This is a genomic window from Saccharopolyspora erythraea, assembly GCF_018141105.1.
GTDB classification, from domain to species: domain Bacteria; phylum Actinomycetota; class Actinomycetes; order Mycobacteriales; family Pseudonocardiaceae; genus Saccharopolyspora_D; species Saccharopolyspora_D erythraea_A.
This window is the reverse complement of sequence record NZ_CP054839.1, coordinates 6,216,390-6,234,647: the sequence shown is the minus strand read 5'-3', so window position 1 is coordinate 6,234,647 and position 18,258 is coordinate 6,216,390. Positions and strand designations below refer to the sequence as shown.

Below are 18,258 nucleotides of genomic sequence, written 5' to 3'. Positions count from 1 at the left end.
ACTGGTCCCGACGGTCGAAACAGCCCGCTGACTGGCGCGTAAGCGCAGGTCAGCGGGCTGTTTGACGTTGTCTTCGTGAAGATCATCGAAAACCGTGGGCACTTCCCCTCCGACGACGCGGTGATCAAGCTGTTGTGGCTGGCCACCCGCGACATCGAAGACAAACGAGCCCGCAAGCGCGCCGAGCAACGCGGACTACCCGCCCACCAGCGCAACGCCCCCGCACGCCTGGTCGAAGGCGCCACCGTCCACGGCTGGAAACAAGCCCCGGCGCCCTCGCACTTTACTTCCCCGACCGACTCGACACCTACCTCAACTGACCCGCCAAAGACATATACACAAACCACTTGACAGGCTCGCTACGGCCGCCGAACACCGTCACCGACGCCGTGTACACCAGTCGAAGCAGCAACGATCCGCGATCATGGCGCGATTGCAAGGCTCAACGAAATCCCAGATCACGCAAACGAATCGAGTTTTTGGCGCGGTACAGGGGGCTACGCCGTACTGGCAACACAATCGCAGGCAGTGCGGTGTGCCGGAGCACACCGCGCCGCCTGCTTGCCGCAGTGACGAGCTGCAATAAAGGTTATTCAGCTGTCGGTGCGGTGTTGCTCATCGCGTGTTCTGCGTACACCGACACCGTGCTGACCGAAGCGCAGGAGCCAAGCGGATTCGGAGTCGGCGCAGTCAGCGCAGGTCGAACACAAGCCGGGCTTTGACCTGTCCCTTCTCGACTTCCTCGAAGCAGGTGTTGACCTCTTCGAGGCGACGACTTTCCCGGATCACCCTGGTACGACCTTGCTGGTGCAGCCTGAAGACCTCGTCCAGGTCACCCCGCGTGCCCACGATAGAGCCGATGATGGTGATGCCGTTGAGAACCGTCTCGAAGATCGGCAGTTGCACCTGGTTGTCCGCGGGCAGCGCGACGAACACGAGTTTACCGCCTCGGCGCAGCGAGCTGTAGGCCTGTTCGAACGCCTTCGGCGCCACCGCGACCGAGATCGCGGCGTCGGCGCCACCGAGGTCCTTGATCGCCTCCACGGGGTCCTCGGTGAGGGCGTTGATGGTGTGGTCAGCCCCGAGTTCCCGGGCGAGTTCGAGCTTCTCGTCCACCACGTCGACCGCGATGACCCTCGCACCGAAGATCTTGGCGTACTGGAGGGCGAGATGGCCGAGTCCGCCGATGCCGAACACGGCGACGGTGGCGGCCGGGCGGGCGCCGGAAAGCTTCACCGCCTTGTAGGTCGTCACGCCCGCGCAGGTGAGCGGTGCGGCGTCCAACGGGTCCACGCCGTCCGGGACCTTGGCGACGTACTTCGCCGATGCCTTGGCGTACTCGGCGTAGCCGCCGTCGATGAAATAGCCGGTGTTGAGCTGCTTCTCGCACAGCGTTTCCCAACCGCTGGTGCAGTAGTCGCAGATGCCGCAAGCGACGCCGAGCCACGGGATGGCCACCCGGTCGCCTTCGGCGACTTCGGTCACCTCCGCGCCGACGCTCTCGACGATGCCGACGCCCTCGTGGCCGGGGATGAGCGGGAGGTTGGGCTTGACCGGCCAATCACCGTGCGCCGCGTGGATATCGGTGTGGCACAGGCCGGACGTTTCGATCTTCACGACGACTTCGCCCGGACCCGGTTCGGGCTTGGGGACCTCGGCAAGTGTCAGTTCCTTGGCGAAGTCGTGGACGACGGCGGCTTTCATGGTGACTCCTGTAGCCGGTTGGAATCCGGTGTTGATTCGTTGTAGGGGCGAACGTTTTCGGTGTCGCGGAACCAGGACTCCTTTGTAACCGCCGCAAGCTGACGGGGGAGCTCTCCGAACGGACAGGTTTTCGGTGTGACTCGCGTTGTCTGCGAGTAGAGAACTGCGCCGAAACGACGGCACGTGGAAACCGCCCGGTAGGCCGGGGACAGAGTCGGGGCGTCGGCCTGCCGGGCGGTGGTCTTGTGGTCTTCAGTCCTCGGTGGATTTGCCCAGTCCGGCGGAGATGAGATCCATCACGGAGGAGTCGGCGAGGGTGGAGACGTCGCCGATCTCGCGGTTTTCGGCGACGTCGCGCAGGAGCCGTCGCATGATCTTGCCGGAGCGGGTCTTGGGCAGCTCGGGCACGACCATGATCTGGCGGGGTTTGGCTATGGGGCCGATTTCGTGGGCGACGTGGTCGCGCAGGGCCTTGATGGCGGCTTCGCCGGAGGCTTCGTCGTCGGTGCCGCCGCGCAGGATGACGAAGGCGACGATGCCTTGTCCGGTGGTGGGGTCGCTGGCGCCGACCACGGCGGCCTCGGCCACGGTGGGGTGGGAGACCAGGGCGGATTCGACCTCGGTGGTCGAGATCCGGTGGCCGGAGACGTTCATGACGTCGTCGACGCGGCCGAGTAGCCAGAGGTCGCCGTCGTCGTCGTATTTGGCGCCGTCGCCGGCGAAGTAGTAGCCCTTGTCGGCGAATTTGGACCAGTAGGTTTCGCGGTAGCGGTCGTCGTCGCCCCAGATGCCGCGCAGCATCGCGGGCCAGGGTTGGTCGAGCACGAGCAGTCCGCCGCCGCCGGGGCCGACCTGCTCGCCCTGCTCGTTGACGACCTTGGCGGAGATGCCGGGCAGTGGGACCTGGGCGGAGCCGGGTTTGGTGGCGGTGACGCCGGGCAGCGGCGAGATCATGATCGCGCCGGTTTCGGTTTGCCACCAGGTGTCGACGATGGGGGCGTGGTTGCCGCCGATGTGTTCGCGGTACCACATCCAGGCCTCGGGGTTGATCGGTTCACCGACGCTGCCGAGGACCCGCAGTGAGGACAGGTCGTAGCGGGCGGGGATCTCGGCGCCCCATTTCATGAAGGTGCGGATGGTGGTGGGCGCGGTGTAGTAGAGCGTGACGCCGTACTTGGCCACGATTTCCCAGTGGCGGCCTTCGTGCGGGGTGTTGGGGGTGCCTTCGTAGATGACCTGGGAGGCGCCGTTGGCCAGTGGCCCGTAGACGATGTAGGTGTGGCCGGTGACCCAGCCGATGTCGGCGGTGCACCAGTAGACGTCGGTGTCGGGTTTGAGGTCGAAGACGGTGCGGTGGGTGTAGGCGGCCTGGGTGAGGTAGCCGCCGGAGGTGTGCAGGATGCCCTTGGGGCGTCCGGTGGTGCCGGAGGTGTAGAGGATGAACAGCGGGTGCTCGGCGTCGAAGAACTCCGGGGTGTGGGCCTCGGGCTGGCCTTCGACGGTCTCGTGCCACCACTTGTCGCGGTCGGTGTTCCACTCGACGTCGGTCTTGGTGCGCTGGACCACGAGGACGTGTTCGACGCTGGGGGTGGCGGCCACGGCCTCGTCGACGTTGGTCTTGAGGGGCATGGCCTTGCCGCGGCGGTACTGGCCGTCGGCGGTGATGACGACCTTGGCCTCGGCGTCGTTGATGCGGGTGCGCAGCGCTTCGGAGGAGAACCCGCCGAACACGACGCTGTGCAGGGCGCCCAGCCGGGCGCAGGCCAGCATCGAGTAGACCGCTTCGGGCAGCATCGGCAGGTAGATCGCGACCCGGTCGCCCGCGCCGACACCGAGCGAGGCCAGCGCGTTGGCCGTGCGGGCCACCTCGCGTGCCAGTTCGGCGTAGGTGATGGCGCGGGAGTCGCCCGGTTCGCCCTCCCAGTAGATGGCGACCCGGTCGCCGTTGCCGGCCTCGACGTGGCGGTCCACACAGTTGTAGGCGACGTTGAGCTTGCCGCCGACGAACCACTTGGCGAACGGGGCGCCGGACCAGTCCAGCACCTGCTCCCACTCGGTGTCCCAGTGCAGGTGGCGGGCCTGGTCGGCCCAGAACGCCTCACGGTCGGCGTCGGCCTGGGCGTAGAGCTCCGACGTCGCATTGGCTTGGGCGGCGAACTCCCCGGACGGCGGGAAGATCCGCTCTTCGTGGATGAGGTTGTCCAAAGTGTTTTGAGAGTGCTTGCCCACTTCCAACCTCTCGACGCGTTTTGACGACATGATCGCTATTTCCGTTCACGGCTCGGACCACCCGCCGGCGGGCGGTCCGAGCAACCTGTGGTTTTCACCGTTGCGACGGCGTTGCTTCCGTCCTCGACCCGGCGCTGTGCGCGGTGAGCACGGCCAGGACGCGTTCGCTGACGACTTCGACTGTTCCGGCCGCGTCGACGCGCGAAAGCACGCCCTTGTCCTGGTAGTACCCGGCCAGGGGAGCGGTTTCCTGCTCGTGGAGTTCCAGGCGGCGTCGGACCGAGTCCTGGTGATCGTCTTGGCGCTGGTGGAGGGAGCCGGCGCACGTGTCGCAAATCCCTTCCACTCTTGTCGGATTGAACTCCACGTGCCAGCTCCGGCCGCACTGCCCGCACGTGCGCCTTCCGCTGAGGCGCCGCACGATGTCCTCAGCGGGAACGTGCAGTTCCAGCACGAGCTCCACGACGTCGCCGGACCGGCGCAGCGTTTCGTCCAGGTACCGTGCCTGGCCCAGGTTTCGTGGGAACCCGTCGAGGAGGAACCCCTTGGAGGCGTCTTCCTCTCCCAGTCTCCTGCTCACCATCGTCATGGTGATGCCGTCCGGCACCAGCTCACCGCTGACCATGTGGGCTTTCGCGACGAGACCGAGGTCGCTGCCTTCCTCGATGGCGCGCCGGAAGATGTCGCCGGTGGATATGTGCGGCACGTCCAGCTTGGTCGCGATCGCGTGCGCCTGGGTCCCCTTTCCGGCGCCTGGCGGTCCTAACAGGACCAATCGTGTGGGCTGATCCTGTGGGTCTTTCGCCATCAGAAGAAGCCAAGTGCGTTGTCGGAGTAGCTCACCAGCATGTTCTTGGTTTGCTGGTAGTGGTCGAGCATCATCTTGTGGGTCTCGCGGCCGATGCCGGACTGCTTGTAGCCGCCGAAGGCGGCGTGGGCGGGGTAGGCGTGGTAGTTGTTGACCCACACCCGGCCCGCCTGGATGTCGCGTCCGGCCCGGTAGGCGGTGCTCGCGTCGCGGGACCACACGCCGGCGCCGAGGCCGTAGAGGGTGTCGTTGGCGGTCTTGAGCGCGTCGGTGTAGTCGTCGAACTTCGCGACCGAGACGACGGGGCCGAAGATCTCTTCCTGGAAGATGCGCTGTTTGTTGTGTCCCTGGAAGATGGTCGGCGCGACGTAGTAGCCGCCCGCCAGGTCGCCGTCGAGCTCGACGCGGTGGCCGCCGGTGAGGACTTCGGCGCCCTCCTGTCTGCCGATGTCGATGTAGGACAGGATCTTCTCGAGCTGGTCGTTGCTGGCCTGCGCGCCGATCTGGGTCTCGGTGTCCAGCGGGTTGCCCTGCCTGATCCGCTCGGTGCGCGCGACGGCGTCGGACAGGAACCCGTCGTAGATGCCGGACTGGATCAGCGCCCGCGACGGGCAGGTGCAGACCTCGCCCTGGTTGAGGGCGAACATGGTGAACCCTTCCAGTGCCTTGTCGTAGAAGGAGTCCTTCTGGGCGGCGACGTCGTCGAAGAAGATGTTCGGGCTCTTGCCGCCGAGCTCGACGGTGACCGGGATGATGTTCTGGCTGGCGTACTGCAGGATCAGCCTGCCGGTGGTCGTCTCGCCGGTGAAGGCGACCTTGCGCACCCGGGGGCTGGAGGCCAGCGGCTTGCCCGCCTCCACGCCGAAGCCGTTGACCACGTTGAGCACGCCCGCGGGCAGCAGGTCGGCGATGAGGTCGAGCAGCACGTGGATCGAGGCGGGGGTCTGCTCGGCGGGCTTGAGGACCACGGCGTTGCCCGCGGCCAGCGCGGGCGCGAGCTTCCAGGTGGCCATCAGGATCGGGAAGTTCCACGGGATGATCTGGGCGACCACGCCCAGCGGCTCGTGGAAGTGGTAGGCCACGGTGTCCTCGTCGATCTGGGAGATCGAGCCCTCCTGGGCGCGCAGAGCGCCGGCGAAGTAGCGGAAGTGGTCGATGGCCAGCGGCAGGTCGGCGGCCAGCGTCTCGCGCACCGGCTTGCCGTTCTCCCAGCTCTCGGCGACCGCGAGCTTTTCGAGGTTGTGCTCCATCCGGTCGGCGATGCGCAGCAGGACGCCTGCCCGCTCCGCCGCCGAGGTGCGGCCCCACGCCGGCGCGGCGCCTTCGGCGGCGTCCAGCGCGCGCTCGACGTCGGCGGCGGTGCCGCGGGCGATCTCGGTGAAGGTCTTGCCGGTGACCGGGGTGGGGTTCTCGAAGTACTCGCCCCCGGCCGGGGCCACGTACTCGCCGCCGATGAAGTGGTCGTAGCGCGAGCGGTACTCCACGACCGAACCCGCCGTACCCGGCGCCGCATACAAAGCCATTATTTTGCCTCTCGATGTTGTGCGACTCCTTCTCGAGTCGCGGTGACCTGGGCCACGCATGCTTCTGGTGTGGCGAGGAAGCTAGGAGTCGCGACGTTGCAGCGGCGTTGCACTGGAGACAAAACCGGCTGAGAGGACACTTGCCTGTAACGCCGGTTGCCGCGCACTATGAAACACCCAATAGCCGACTGTTGTCGCGGTCTCGAGAATCTGTGCAGGCGAATGGACATCAGCTACGAGTCTTCGGTTGACCCGCTGGAGCGTGCCCGGCTGCTCGAGCGGGTGCATGCTGCCGTTCTGGCCGGAGACCGGGCTCCGCATGAGCCGCGCCCCGTCGTGTTCGAGTCCTGGCGGCGTTCGCTCGCGGCGCAGATCGTGCCCGACTTCGGTGAACCGCCGGTGTCGTTCGACTATGGCGAACTCGACGAGGTTCGTCAGCAGCACCCGCTGGCGCGATGGGTTCCGATGCTGCGCCAGACCCTGCTGGACGGGGCCGAGGGCGCCGGTCAAGTCATGATCATCACGGATGCAGACGGTACGATCCTGTGGCGGGAGGGACATCCCGCCGTGCGCCGCGACGCCGACCGCGTCCACCTCGCCGAAGGCACCCGCTGGGCCGAGACCGCGATCGGCACCAACGCAATGGGCACCACCCTGGCCACCGGTGCACCGGTGCAGATCCACTCCGCCGAGCATCTCGTGCGCACCTACCACTCCTGGACCTGCGCCGCCTGTCCCATCCGGGACCCCGAAACGGGAGCACTGCTCGGCGCCATCGATCTCAGCGGCCCTTTGCACACCATGCATCCCGCACTCCTGGCTCTCGTGGTGGCCGCGGCGCGGATCATCGAGAACGAACTCCGCTGGCGATTGCTCGCCTCCGACGCCTTGTTCACGCAACGCAACGAGCACCACCTCGCCGAGGCCGGTCAGGGCGCGGCGCTGCTGAGCCACACCGGCCGGGTCGTCGCGAGCGCTCCCACAGCGCGCGTTCTGCCCGGGCAGCGAGTCGGACTCGACGACGGCGGGGCCTGCTTGGGCGAGGCCGAGCTCGAACCGCTCGACGGCGGCTACCTGCTGCGCGTCGGGCAGCGCAGATCCCGCCGCAAACCCCGCTTGTCGCTGGAACTGCTCGGAAGCGGAACACCAGCAGCCACGGTCGATGGTGTTCGCCACGAGTTGAGCCTGCGGCATGCCGAGATGCTCGCGTTGCTCGTGATGCATCCCCGCGGGCTGACGGCGGAACGGCTCGCGCTGCTCCTGCACGGTGAGCAGGGCAACCCGACCACGGTCCGGGTGGAGATCCACCGCCTCCGCAACGTGCTCGGTCGCCACGTGGTCGAAACCAAGCCGTACCGCATCACCGCCGACGTGGACGCCGATCTGCTCGTACTCCGGGAGGCGTTGCGCCGCGGGGATGTCGAAGCCGCTGTCGAGCGAGCCGGACTGCTGCTTCCGGATTCGGAGTCCGCCGCCGTCCGCGCCGAGCGTGACGAACTGCTCGCGTCGATGCGAGGCTGGGTGCTGGGCACCGGGAACCCCGACCTCCTGTGGCGCTTCGCCAACACTGAGGCGGGGCGCGACGATCCGGAGGTGCTGGAGCGGGCTCGTGACCTGTCGGCTCCGGACGCTCCCCACCGCGACGTGCTCGAAACCAGGCTCCGCCTCCTACTCGAAGAAGAGGCGTAGCGCACCTACCCGATCGGACAGGCGGGAGGTGCTCGTTCGGACGGTTCCGAGGTACAGTCCGTTCTTGTAGGTTCACGTGTGGTTTACGCCACAGCAATGCTTCTGGTCTGCTTGCAACCGATCTCGCCACGTGTCGCGGGCGAGGCTAAACGGTGAGTCGGGAGGACCACGCGAATGCCGGAGCTGAACATCGCTTTCGAACACGCGTACGTGCCGCGCCAACTCGGCTGCGAACAGGTGAGCGCGCAGCGTCCGGCACTGGCCAAGTTCCACGCCCCGGAAATCGTCTTCGGCCCGGACTCGCTGGCCGAGCTCGGCTACTCGGCGCGCCGCCTCGGAGCCCGCCGCCCGTTCCTGGTGACCGACCCGGGGATCGTCGAAGCGGGGTGGGTGCGGGAGTCCGTGGCGCACCTGCGGGAGGCGGGGCTCGGTCCTGTCGTCTGGCACGACCTGACGCCGAATCCGAAGGACCACGAGGTGCAGGCCGCCTATCACGCCTACGCCGAGGCAGGCGCGGACGTGATCATCGCGGTCGGCGGCGGCTCGTGCATCGACGCGGCCAAGGGCGTGGCGATTCTGTCCGCCAACGGCGGGCACATCCTCGACTACGAGGGCGTCGACCACGTGGTCAACCCGATCCCACCGCTGGTCATGGTGCCATCCACCTCGGGGACCGGAGCTGACGTGTCCCAGTTCTGCGTGGTCACCGACACCGCGAACGCGACGAAGGCGACCATCATCAGCAGAACTCTGGTGCCCGAGATCTCGATCATCGACCCGCGCCTGCTCACGACGATGCCGGACTGGCTGAACGCGGCGACCGGTCTGGACGCGCTGACTCACGCCATGGAGTCCTACGTCTCCCTCGCGCACAACGTCCTCACCGACCACCATTCCCTGCACGCTGTGCACTTGGTGACCAAGAACCTGCTGCGAACCCTGCTGGACCCGGCTGACGAGGAACCACGCACCGCGATGGCCCAAGGCTCCCTGGCGGCCGGGATGGCGTTCACCAACGCGATCCTCGGCGCCACGCACGCCATGAGCCACCAGGTCGGCGGCCTGCTCGACGCGCCGCACGGCGTGATCAACGGTGTTCTGCTGCCGCACGTCATCCGGTTCAACGCCGAGCAGGACCCGGCCCGGTACGTACCGCTGGCCTCCGCCGCGGGTATCGACACCGGCCGTCTGCCCTCGGACGAGGTCGCCGAGGTGCTGGCGGACCGGGTCCGGGATTTGGCCGACTCGGTGGGCGTTCCGCGCGGGTTGTCGTGCCTCGGGGTCGGCGAGCACAACGTGGCCGACCTCGCGCGGACCACGATGAAGGACGCCTGCCTGGCGACCAACCCCCGCCAGGTCACCCAGGCCGAGATCGAGTCGCTGTTCCGCAGCGCCATGTGAGGTCAGCAGTGTCCGGTGGTGACCGCGTCCGCGTGGGAGAGGCAACCCTCGGTGAACTCACCGGGGTGCGGTCGAGCAAGAGATCGTTCTACCCCGAGTACCGGCGATCGAACGAACGGCTGGCGGTGGCGGTCCAGGCGCTCGACGAGATCTCCCGTGCCGTCGTGCGTTCGGCCGAGGGCCCGAGGGCGCTGGTGGAGGCGGTCGTCCTGGCAGCGGTCGAGCACCTGCAGGCCGAGTGGGTGCTCATCGCGGTCGCCGACGGCGCGCTGCGGGGAATACGTCCGGGCTTCCTGTTCGCCCGTGACGGCGAGCTGGTCGACCAGGAGCATGAGCTACCCGCCGAGGCGCGTGAGCAGCTGGACGTGATCCGCAAGCGGCCGTGGGAGCTGGAACCGGGGGAGGCCCGGCCGGGATGGGTGCGTGCGCCGATGCTGCTCGACGAGGAACCCGTCGGCGGCGTGGTCGGCCGGCCCGGTGCGGACGTGCAGGTCACCGATACGGATCTCGCGGTCCTGCGTGTGCTGGCCAACCAGGCTGCGGTCGCACTGTACAACTCCTACCTCTTCCACACCGCAGCACAGCTCAAGGGACGTGCCGAGCAGCTGGACGCGGAGGCTTCACGCCAGGCCAAGGACCTCGTCGAGCGCAAAGCCGAGCTGCAGGAGGTCCAGCGACGGCTCACCGACGCGATGCAGCGGCAGGTCATCGACGAGGAACGGCACCGCATCGCCCGGGAACTGCACGACAGCGTCACCCAGGCCGTGCTCAGCGCCGGCATGATCGTGGAGGTGTGCCGGGCGGAGCTGGCGGCGCTGGGTGGGGACTCCGAGCAGGTCGCGGAGCGACTGCAGCCCGCCAAGGAGCTGACCCAGCAAGCGGTCGCGCAGCTACGCTCGGCGATCTACGCCCTGCACCGAGGTGCCGAGGAGGGTCCCGGGTCGCTGCCGGTCCTGCTGGAGCGGTTGTCCCATGTGCACCTGCCGGCCTACGTCGACGTCGCGGTGCGGATCGAGGGCAAGCCGGTGCCGCTGCCTGGCGAGGCCGAGCACTCGCTGCTCCGGCTGACCGGGGAGGCGCTGTTCAACACGGCGACCCACTCGGGGGCCGGCCGCGCGTCGGTGCACCTGCGCTACGAGATCGACCGGATCGTGCTGTCCATCGCCGACGACGGCACAGGCGACCCCGCGCAGCTGCGACGGACGCTGCGGATCGCACGCACCAGCGATCTCAACGGACATCACCGGGGGTTGGCGAACATGGCCGCACGAGCCGAAGAACTCGGCGGTGAACTGAGCATCGGCAGGGCGAAGATGGGCGGAGTGCTCATCCGGCTGGAGGTACCGATGCCGCTTGCGGAAGGGGACGGCGATGCGTGAGGAAGCGGCACGGCCGGTTGGAGGAGCCGTGAGCGCACCGCCCGGTCCGGTGCGGATTGTGATCGTCGACGACCACTCAATCGTGCGGCAAGGGCTGAGGTCGCTGCTGGAGCGGCAACCAGACCTGGAAGTCGTGGGAGAGGGTGCGACCGCCGACGAGGCGGTGGCCGTGGTCGCCCGGACGTCGCCGTCGGTCGTGCTGCTGGACCTCAAGCTGTCGTCCGGCGAGGACTCCGAGGGCTTGACGCTGTGCGAGCGGCTCACCGGTGAGCACGACGGCCTGGGGGTGCTGGTGCTGACGACGTTCCTCGACGACAAGCTGGTCGTCGAGGCTGTGCGGCGAGGTGCCCGCGGCTACGTGGTCAAGGACGTCGACACCACCGAGCTTGTCAGGGCGATCCGTGCGGTGGCGCGCGGCGAAAGCGCTTTCGACTCGCGCTCGGCCGCGGCGATGGTGCACTCCATGAACAACCGGTCCAGCGAGCCGGAGCTGACCGAGCGCGAACTCGGCGTGCTCCGGCTGCTGGCCGCCGGCTCGAGCAATCGGCAAATCGGCGGGCAGCTCTACATCTCGGAGACGACGGCGAAGTTCCACGTGCGCAACATCATGCGCAAGCTCGACGTATCAACCCGCGCCGAAGCCGTCTACGAAGCCAGCAAGCGCGGGCTGATCTGATTCACGAGCAGTCGACGACAAGCCAGCCGCCGTGGTGCTCGCAGACCTCGTACGGCTGGCCGGTGCCCATGCCCAGCCGGTGCAGTTCGGCTGAGTCGAAGGTGCGCACGTGCCCGTAGGCGGCCGTTGGTTCCTCCTCGAACGGCACCGCAACCACGACCCGTCGTCGCGCCAACCGGATCGCCTCGGCGAGGACGGCTTCGCCGTGATCGCGTTCGAGGTGCTCCAGCAGGTGGATGACCGTGACCGTGTCGACAGCTTGGTCCGGCAGCGGCACCCGTGCCCCATCGCAGATCAGCGTCCCCAAAGGCAGGCCCAGCTCCCGGGCGATCGCGCGCAGCAACGTGACGGTGCCGTTGGCGATGTCGGACGCGACGACGCGGGTCCCGGGGCGTTCGGCGAGCAGCAGAGCCAGGAAGCCGAAGCAGGAACCCACGTCCAGGACCCTGCCCGGCGGCACCAGCGTCAGAACCCGTGAATAGACGGGCACCATCGCCGAGATCGACGAATCCGGTACGTCGTAGGAGTTCCGGATGAGGCCGAGGGTGTTTCGGTAGAAGGTGGACCAAGCGCTGATCGCGTCATCCACAGTGGACCTGACGACACCGGTGAAGACCCGTTCGAAGATCTCCGCGCCGGAAAGCCACCCTGGCGCGAACAGCTCATCGGCCAGCTTGCCCGCGACGTCGTTGTCGAGCTCCTGCGGCGCGATCCGGTGACTGACGAGCACCTGGTCGCGGTTGCGGTACAAGCTGAAGTGCGGCGTTCGGGTGATCGCTTGCTCTTGCGGCGGCGTGGCGCGCCCCTCGTGCAGCACGACCACCGCCTCATCGCGGTAGCAGCCGGGACTGCTGTTGGCCAGCGGATCGATGGCAGCGCTGCCGGAGAACTGCCTGATGTCGGTCATAGGCCCACCGACTCTGCGGACAGCGCATCCGACGCGTGAGCCAGACCAGCCAGGTCGCGTAGTGGCTGCCGCTCGCACAGGAAGGGCTCGAGCAGCTCCTCGACGTTCATGAGGCGTCTCCTCTCCGACTGGTATCCGCTCGTGACGTGGTCACGGCGCGGGTTGGCGAAAACGCTGGGCCGCCACGGTCGGGCGTCGGTCGACGGCGGGTCGCGAACCGCCGATGTGGACACTCAAGACCGCCCCCACCGGCAGTGCGACACCTGCCCGATCGCAAGGGTGCGGGTCAGGACAGACCCGCGACGAGGTCGTCGACCCCGCGCACCAGCTCCGCTGGATCGCGGGCGACGACGACCGCATCGCATCGTTCGGCGAAGTCCTGCATCGCGCATGACGCCTGTCGCCAGTAGCGCCGTGGTTCCGGCGTGATCCAGCCGATCCGGTGCACCCGGCGCCGCAGCTCCGCCAGTTCCTCCACCCCCGGCGCCCGGCCGTTGCACCGCCCGTCGCCGACGAACAGCACCACCGTTCTCCGGTCGAAGGCGTCGCTGTGCCGGGTCAGTATCCCGGTCAGCACGGCGCCGTAGTCGCTGTCTGCCTCCAGGTCGATGCGGCCACCGGCGAGGATCCGGGACAGCACGTCATCGCCGGCCCTGCGCCGGAGCTCGTCGGTGACCTCGATCGGTTCGTCCACGAAACAGAGGACCCGGCAGCGGTGGGCGGCGCCGTGCATCGTCTGGGCGAGCCGCAGTGCGAAGGCTGTGACGGGGCGGACCGACAGCGACACGTCGGCGACGACCAGCAGCCGCACGCGATCCGGCAGCGGGCGGCGCACGATCGGCTCGAACGGGATGCCGTCGGCGCGCATGCTGCGGCGCACCGTGCGGCGGATGTCGAGCTTGCCCCGCCCGCGCCGCAGCGGGCGTTGCCGCGCCGCGCCGCGCACCCGCCGGAGGAACTCGTGGCACGCCCGCTGCAGTTCGGCGTGCTGCACCGCGTCGGCCTCCTGCTGCGGAGTCTCCTCGGCCGGTGCGACCACCTGCTCCGCGAGCGAGGCGACGAACGCCTCCACCGCCTCGGTGAGCCGGGACAGCTCCTCGTCGGTCGGCTGCCGGGGGTCCTCCGGGCCGTCCCGATACACCGCGTGCGGATCGAGGGTGTCGAGCCAGGCCAGCAGTGAGCGCGCGTCGGTCCAGTCGAGGGTGCCCGCCGACGGCGGTGCGGCCCGGCCGGAAGCGAGCTCGCGGGCGACCGCCGAACCGGCCCGGGACACCTCGACGGTGTAGCTGATCCCTCGGCGGCCGTTGTCGCCTCCCGTACGCACCGACAGCTCGCGCTCGCTTGTGGACAGGCTCAGGTCGTCGTCGTCCTTGTGCGGGTTGAACCCGTCGCCCGGGTCGGGCGGGGCATCGAGCAGGTCCCCGATCTCCTCGGCCCGGGGGTTGTGGTCGGTGTAGCCGGCCAGCGGCTCGTCGTCGACGAGATCCAGCTCGGTGGCCGGCAGGTCCGCCTGCCCATTCGGATCCGGGCGGGCGTCCTCGGTCCCGGCGGACCCGGTTCCGAGGAAGAAGCGGTCGAACGCGGCGTCGAAGGCCGCTGACTCGTGCCGGTACTTGGTGGTCACCGCGCGCAGCGAGGCCCGCAGAGCGGTCAGGTTGTGCGGACCGACCAGGTCGAGCACTTCGCGGGACTCGACCGTCTCGGCCGGCGACACCCCGACTCCGCAACGCCTGAGGAGCTGGGAGAAGGCGACTGCGACAAGGGTGGGCGCGGTCATCGACGGCTCCGGTGGCCGTGCTGGGAGCCGCGATCGTGGTCCCGGCCGCCGTGGCCGCGGAATGCCGCCGCCGGACCCGCCGTGGTGCCGGCGGGTTCGGCGGCGGGCTCGCGGGCGGCCAGGTCGCCGCGCACTACCTCGCGGTCGCCAACGTACTTGACCAGGGAGGTCAGCCACGCCTCGTCCTCGAACCACGTGTCGCCCAGCGTCTCGGCCGCCCGGGCGGCGTCCACCACTTCCGAGATCGACGGCGGTTTGCGCAGCGGCAGCTCGCGGAGGCGGCCGGCCAGTTCGACCAGCGTGCCCAGCGCTTCGTCCTGGATCCCCGGGACACGGCGCTGCACGATCTCACTTTCCCGTTCCGCCGTGGGGAAGTCGATCGGGAAGTGCAGGCAGCGGCGCTTGAGCGCGGGGGTCAGTTCGCGGGTGTCGTTGGAGGTCAGCACCACCCACGGGGAGCTGCGGGCGGTGAAGGTGCCGATCTCGGGCACGGTGACCTGCTGCTCGGCCAACACTTCCAGCAGCAGCGCCTCCAGAGCCTCGTCAGCCCGGTCGACCTCGTCGACCAGCAACAGCACCGGCTCCGGGGACAGGATCGCCTCCATCAGCGGACGGGTGGCGAGAAAGTGCTCGGTGTAAAGGCCGGTGTCCTGGCGCTGCAGCATCTCGGCCGCCGCGGCGAGGTCCGGCGCGTCGGCGAGGGCTTCACCGATGCGTTCGCGCAGCATCTGCACGTGCATGAGCTGCTTGCCGTAATCCCACTCGTAGAGGGCCCTGCCCTCGTCGATCCCCTCGTAGCACTGCAGGCGGACCAACCGGCGGCCACCCGCGGCCGCCAGCGCCTTTGCCAGTTCGGTCTTGCCCACTCCCGCCGGACCTTCCAGCAGCAGCGGCTTGCCGAGCCTGGTGGCCAGCAGCACGACGACCGCCAGCTCGGCGTCGGGGACGTAGTCCTGCTCGCGCAGCGCCTCGACGACCTCGTCCGCATCCGTGAAACCGTTGCCCACTTCGCCTCCCGCGGTTCGGTCCGGGTGGGCGACGCGCCTCGCCGCCCACCCGGACACCGGTGTCAGTACGACTTGTTGATGGCGTGTGAAACGACGGGCAGCATCGACTCGACCGTGACCTCGCGCGGGTTGCCCGGCGTGCACCAGTCACCCTGGATGTGCTCGGAGATCTTGCGGACGGTGGCATCATCACCCGGGATGGAGGGACCGCGCCCGCTGTACTTGCCGGTGTCCATCCGGTTCTTGTCGTAGCTGTCCTTGGTGACCTGGCCGAAGTTGTCGGGGATGCCGACGTCCTTGCTCAGCCGGATCGCGGCGTCTACGGCCGCGTCGGCGGCCTGCACGGTGGTCATACCCGAGGTGTCCACGCCCATCGCGGTCGCGATGCGGGCGTAGCGCTCGTAGCGGGACGGCAGGTTGTACTCCCACACGCGGGGCAGCGCGATGGCGTTGTTGAGGCCGTGGTGGCTGTCGAAGAAGGCGCTCACGGCGTGCGAGATCGAGTGCACGATCCCCAGCCCGCCGGAGTTGAACGCCTGGGCGGCGATGTACTGCGCGTGCATCATCCCGGCGCGGGCTTCCAGGTTGCGCGGCTCGAACACCGCCTCGCGCAGATGCTTGGCGACGAGCTCGATCGAGTACAACGCATTGCCCAGCGATGGCGGGAAGTCCAGCCGCGCCACGTAGGGCTCGCTGCCGTGGGCGAGCACGTCGAAGCCGCAGAACGCTGTGAAGTGCTGCGGGCAGTCGTAGTACAGCACCGGGTCGTCGATGGCCAGTGAGCAGATGGTGCTCTCGTCGAACCCGACCCATTTGTGCGGCTGGTCCATGTCGGAGGTGTCGGTGATGACGTAGGCCCAGGAGGTCTCCGAGCCGGTTCCCGCGGTGGTCGAGATCGCGATGTGCGGCGGGTTCTGCTTGTTCGTGGACTTCTCGAATCCTTCGAACTCGTTGATGTTGCGGCCGTCGTGGGCCACGACCACGCGCGCTCCCTTGGCCGCGTCGTGTGAAGAGCCGCCGCCGATCGAGACGACCCCGTCGCACTTCTCGGACTGGTAGAGCGCGGCGGCCTCCATGACGTTGTAGTCCTTGGGATTGGACTCGACCTTGTCGTAGAGCACGACTTCGACGCCGGCCCACTCCAGCTTGCCCTTGAGGTCCTCGACGATGCCCGAGCCGCGCAGCCCGGTGGTGACCAGAAGAGCACGGGTGAAGCCGAGCTTCTTGGCTTCGACCCCGACCATCTCGTGGGCGCCGACCCCGAGCATCGCCCGTGGGAACGGGTGGAATTCCTTGATCGGGAAATCCCAGATCCGGTTGAGCTCCATGCGTCCTCCTCCGCGTTGAGGTTGATGCGATGAGTCTGTTGTTGCTTGTGATCCGCGACAACGTCCAGGCGTGCAGTGCGCGACCTGTCCGATCGGGTAGCCCGGGTAGGACCGACAGCACGGCGAAACGGCGAGTTGTCGGGGGCTAGCTTCGGGTCGACCACAGCGAGACCGCCGTCACAGAAGGGAAGTCGCCATGTCCGAGGAGATCGTCGAGTTGTCCGCCCAGGAAGTGGAGCCGGACCAGGTTGAGGAGCTGCTCGTCGAAGAGGTGTCGATCGACGGGATGTGCGGTGTCTACTGAGCACCGCGTCTCCGGGGACGTGCCGACGTCCCCGGAGACGCGAGGCCACCCCGACTTCGAACCGGAGGGCCATTACGCGCTGAGCCCGAACGTGGCGTTGCGCCCCGAGCCCTTCGGCGCACTGGCCTACCACTTCGGCAACCGCCGGCTGTCATTCCTCAAGACGCCGTTGCTGGTGACCGTGGTCGAAGGCTTGCACAAGCACCGATCCGCGCGGGCCGCGCTGTCTGCCCACGGCGTCACCGAGCACGAGCAGCGCGCGTATCTCAACGCGCTCGCGTCGCTGGCCCGCGCGGAAATGATCGTCCGCGACTGACCCCCGGGAGCCCTCATGACCACCGCCGATGTGCCACCACTGGTCGAGCAGTTCAAGCACGGCCTCGACTCGCCGATCTGCCTGACCTGGGAGTGGACCTACGCCTGCAACCTGTCCTGCGCGCACTGCCTGTCCTCGTCCGGCCGCCGGGACCCCGACGAGCTGAGCACCGACGAGATCAAGCGCGTCATCGACGAGCTCGAGCGGATGCAGGTCTTCTACGTCAACGTCGGCGGCGGGGAGCCGACCGTGCGATCGGACTTCTGGGAGCTGGTCGACTACGCCGTCGACCACCACGTCGGGATCAAGTTCTCCACCAACGGCTACCGGATCACGCCCGAACGCGCGCGGAAGCTGGCGGCAACGGACTACGTCGACGTGCAGATCTCGTTGGACGGCGCCACAGCCGAGGTCAACGACGCGGTGCGCGGGCCGGGTTCGTACGACACCGCGATGCGGGCGTTGGAGAACTTGTCGTCGGCGGGAATGCGCGATTTCAAGATATCGGTGGTGATGACCCGGCAGAACGTCTCCCAGCTGGATGATTTCAGGGCGATCGCGGACCGGTTCGGGGCGCAGCTGCGCATCACGCGGTTGCGGCCGTCGGGTCGAGGAGCGGACGTCTGGGACGAGCTGCATCCCACTGATGAACAGCAGCGCGAGATCTATGCGTGGCTGGTGGCGCATGGCGATCAGGTGCTCACGGGTGATTCGTTCTTCCACCTCAACGCATTGGGTTCCACCCCGTTGCCCGGGCTGAACCTGTGCGGTGCGGGTCGGGTGGTGTGCTTGATCGACCCGGTAGGCGATGTGTACGCGTGCCCGTTCGCGATCCATGATGCGTTCAAGGCGGGAAACGTGCGCGGGACAGGCGGCTTCGCACGGGTGTGGCAGGAGTCGGAGTTGTTCACCGAGCTGCGTCAGCCGCAGTCCGGTGGAGCGTGCCGGTCGTGCTCGGCGTTCGACGCTTGCCAGGGCGGGTGCATGGCGGCGAAGTTCTTCACCGGCCTGCCGCTCGACGGCCCGGACCCCGAATGCGTCAAGGGGCACGGGCAGACCGCCCTGTCCGTGGTGGACCGTTCCGGGCTGCCGAAGGCCTCGCAGGACCACTCCCGCACCTCTCGGCGCAAGGTGGGGCTGGGCATTCCCGCCGTTCCTGCCAAGCCCTGCGACTCCAGCCCCCTGGTGAGCTGAGCGAAGCACGAGGAAG

At 68.2% G+C, this 18,258-nt stretch carries 15 protein-coding genes and 1 pseudogene; 8 read left to right on the top strand and 8 right to left on the bottom strand.

From position 1 onward, the window contains the following. Positions 1–78 precede the first annotated feature (78 nt). Positions 79–320 (top strand): annotated as a pseudogene (locus tag HUO13_RS27855) (IS256 family transposase); the annotation flags it as partial. 370 nt (positions 321–690) lie between these two features. Here HUO13_RS27855 and adhP read toward each other — a convergent pair. The 4 genes from adhP to exaC form a co-directional block, all read right to left on the bottom strand. Next, positions 691–1,704, bottom strand: coding sequence for an alcohol dehydrogenase AdhP (gene adhP, locus HUO13_RS27850; protein WP_211897967.1), 1,014 nt, complete (start codon positions 1,702–1,704; stop codon positions 691–693). Between the two features lie 252 nt (positions 1,705–1,956). Beyond that, positions 1,957–3,963 carry an acetate--CoA ligase gene (acs, locus tag HUO13_RS27845; RefSeq protein ID WP_211897966.1) on the bottom strand — a complete coding sequence of 669 codons (2,007 nt, stop codon included), beginning with the start codon at positions 3,961–3,963 and terminating at the stop codon, positions 1,957–1,959. A 64-nt stretch (positions 3,964–4,027) separates the two neighbouring features. Next, complete coding sequence (locus HUO13_RS27840) at positions 4,028–4,741, bottom strand: adenylate kinase (protein WP_211897965.1); 714 nt, start codon at positions 4,739–4,741, stop codon at positions 4,028–4,030. After that, positions 4,741–6,264, bottom strand: a complete 1,524-nt coding sequence (gene exaC, locus HUO13_RS27835) for an acetaldehyde dehydrogenase ExaC (RefSeq protein ID WP_211897964.1) — start codon at positions 6,262–6,264, stop codon at positions 4,741–4,743. The genes HUO13_RS27840 and exaC overlap by 1 nt, the downstream gene beginning before the upstream one ends. Positions 6,265–6,486: 222 nt before the next feature. On the opposite strand from exaC, the gene HUO13_RS27830 reads away from it, so the two are divergent. From HUO13_RS27830 to HUO13_RS27815, 4 genes are all read left to right on the top strand, one after another. Continuing rightward, a complete protein-coding gene (locus tag HUO13_RS27830) occupies positions 6,487–7,953 on the top strand; it encodes a GAF domain-containing protein (protein WP_249124116.1) in 1,467 nt (488 codons plus the stop codon). Positions 7,954–8,127: 174 nt separating this feature from the next. After that, positions 8,128–9,354: an iron-containing alcohol dehydrogenase gene (locus tag HUO13_RS27825; RefSeq protein WP_211897963.1), complete on the top strand. Its 1,227-nt coding sequence runs from the start codon at positions 8,128–8,130 to the stop codon at positions 9,352–9,354. A 32-nt stretch (positions 9,355–9,386) separates the two neighbouring features. Then, the gene (locus tag HUO13_RS27820; RefSeq protein ID WP_249124115.1) at positions 9,387–10,733 is read left to right on the top strand and encodes a MadS family sensor histidine kinase; all 1,347 of its coding nucleotides are present in this window, start codon (positions 9,387–9,389) and stop codon (positions 10,731–10,733) included. After that, positions 10,726–11,409 (top strand): MadR family response regulator transcription factor, encoded by a 684-nt coding sequence (locus tag HUO13_RS27815; RefSeq protein WP_211897961.1) that lies wholly within the window; start codon positions 10,726–10,728, stop codon positions 11,407–11,409. Before HUO13_RS27820 ends, HUO13_RS27815 begins: the two co-directional genes overlap by 8 nt. A 1-nt stretch (position 11,410) precedes the next feature. On the opposite strand, the gene mftM is transcribed toward HUO13_RS27815, so the two are convergent. The 4 genes from mftM to mdo form a co-directional block, all read right to left on the bottom strand. Further along, on the bottom strand, positions 11,411–12,316 hold the full coding sequence (mftM, locus tag HUO13_RS27810; RefSeq protein ID WP_211897960.1) for a mycofactocin oligosaccharide methyltransferase MftM: 906 nt from the start codon (positions 12,314–12,316) through the stop codon (positions 11,411–11,413). Between the two features lie 286 nt (positions 12,317–12,602). Then, positions 12,603–14,093, bottom strand: coding sequence for a MadC family VWA domain-containing protein (gene madC, locus HUO13_RS27805; RefSeq protein ID WP_211897959.1), 1,491 nt, complete (start codon positions 14,091–14,093; stop codon positions 12,603–12,605). Further along, the gene (locus tag HUO13_RS27800; RefSeq protein WP_211897958.1) at positions 14,090–15,100 is read right to left on the bottom strand and encodes a MadB family AAA-type ATPase; all 1,011 of its coding nucleotides are present in this window, start codon (positions 15,098–15,100) and stop codon (positions 14,090–14,092) included. The genes madC and HUO13_RS27800 overlap by 4 nt, the downstream gene beginning before the upstream one ends. Positions 15,101–15,162: 62 nt before the next feature. Beyond that, the gene (gene mdo, locus HUO13_RS27795) at positions 15,163–16,428 is read right to left on the bottom strand and encodes an NDMA-dependent methanol dehydrogenase (RefSeq protein ID WP_211897957.1); all 1,266 of its coding nucleotides are present in this window, start codon (positions 16,426–16,428) and stop codon (positions 15,163–15,165) included. Positions 16,429–16,624: 196 nt separating this feature from the next. On the opposite strand from mdo, the gene mftA reads away from it, so the two are divergent. Genes mftA through mftC form a run of 3 tightly spaced genes read left to right on the top strand, consistent with a single transcriptional unit; the run spans position 16,625 to position 18,242 of the window. Further along, positions 16,625–16,732 carry a mycofactocin precursor MftA gene (mftA, locus tag HUO13_RS27790; RefSeq protein ID WP_009947188.1) on the top strand — a complete coding sequence of 36 codons (108 nt, stop codon included), beginning with the start codon at positions 16,625–16,627 and terminating at the stop codon, positions 16,730–16,732. Further along, positions 16,722–17,048 (top strand): mycofactocin biosynthesis chaperone MftB, encoded by a 327-nt coding sequence (gene mftB / locus HUO13_RS27785; RefSeq protein WP_432757773.1) that lies wholly within the window; start codon positions 16,722–16,724, stop codon positions 17,046–17,048. The genes mftA and mftB overlap by 11 nt, the downstream gene beginning before the upstream one ends. 15 nt (positions 17,049–17,063) lie before the next feature. Next, a complete protein-coding gene (mftC, locus tag HUO13_RS27780) occupies positions 17,064–18,242 on the top strand; it encodes a mycofactocin radical SAM maturase (protein ID WP_211897956.1) in 1,179 nt (392 codons plus the stop codon). Positions 18,243–18,258: the final 16 nt, after the last annotated feature.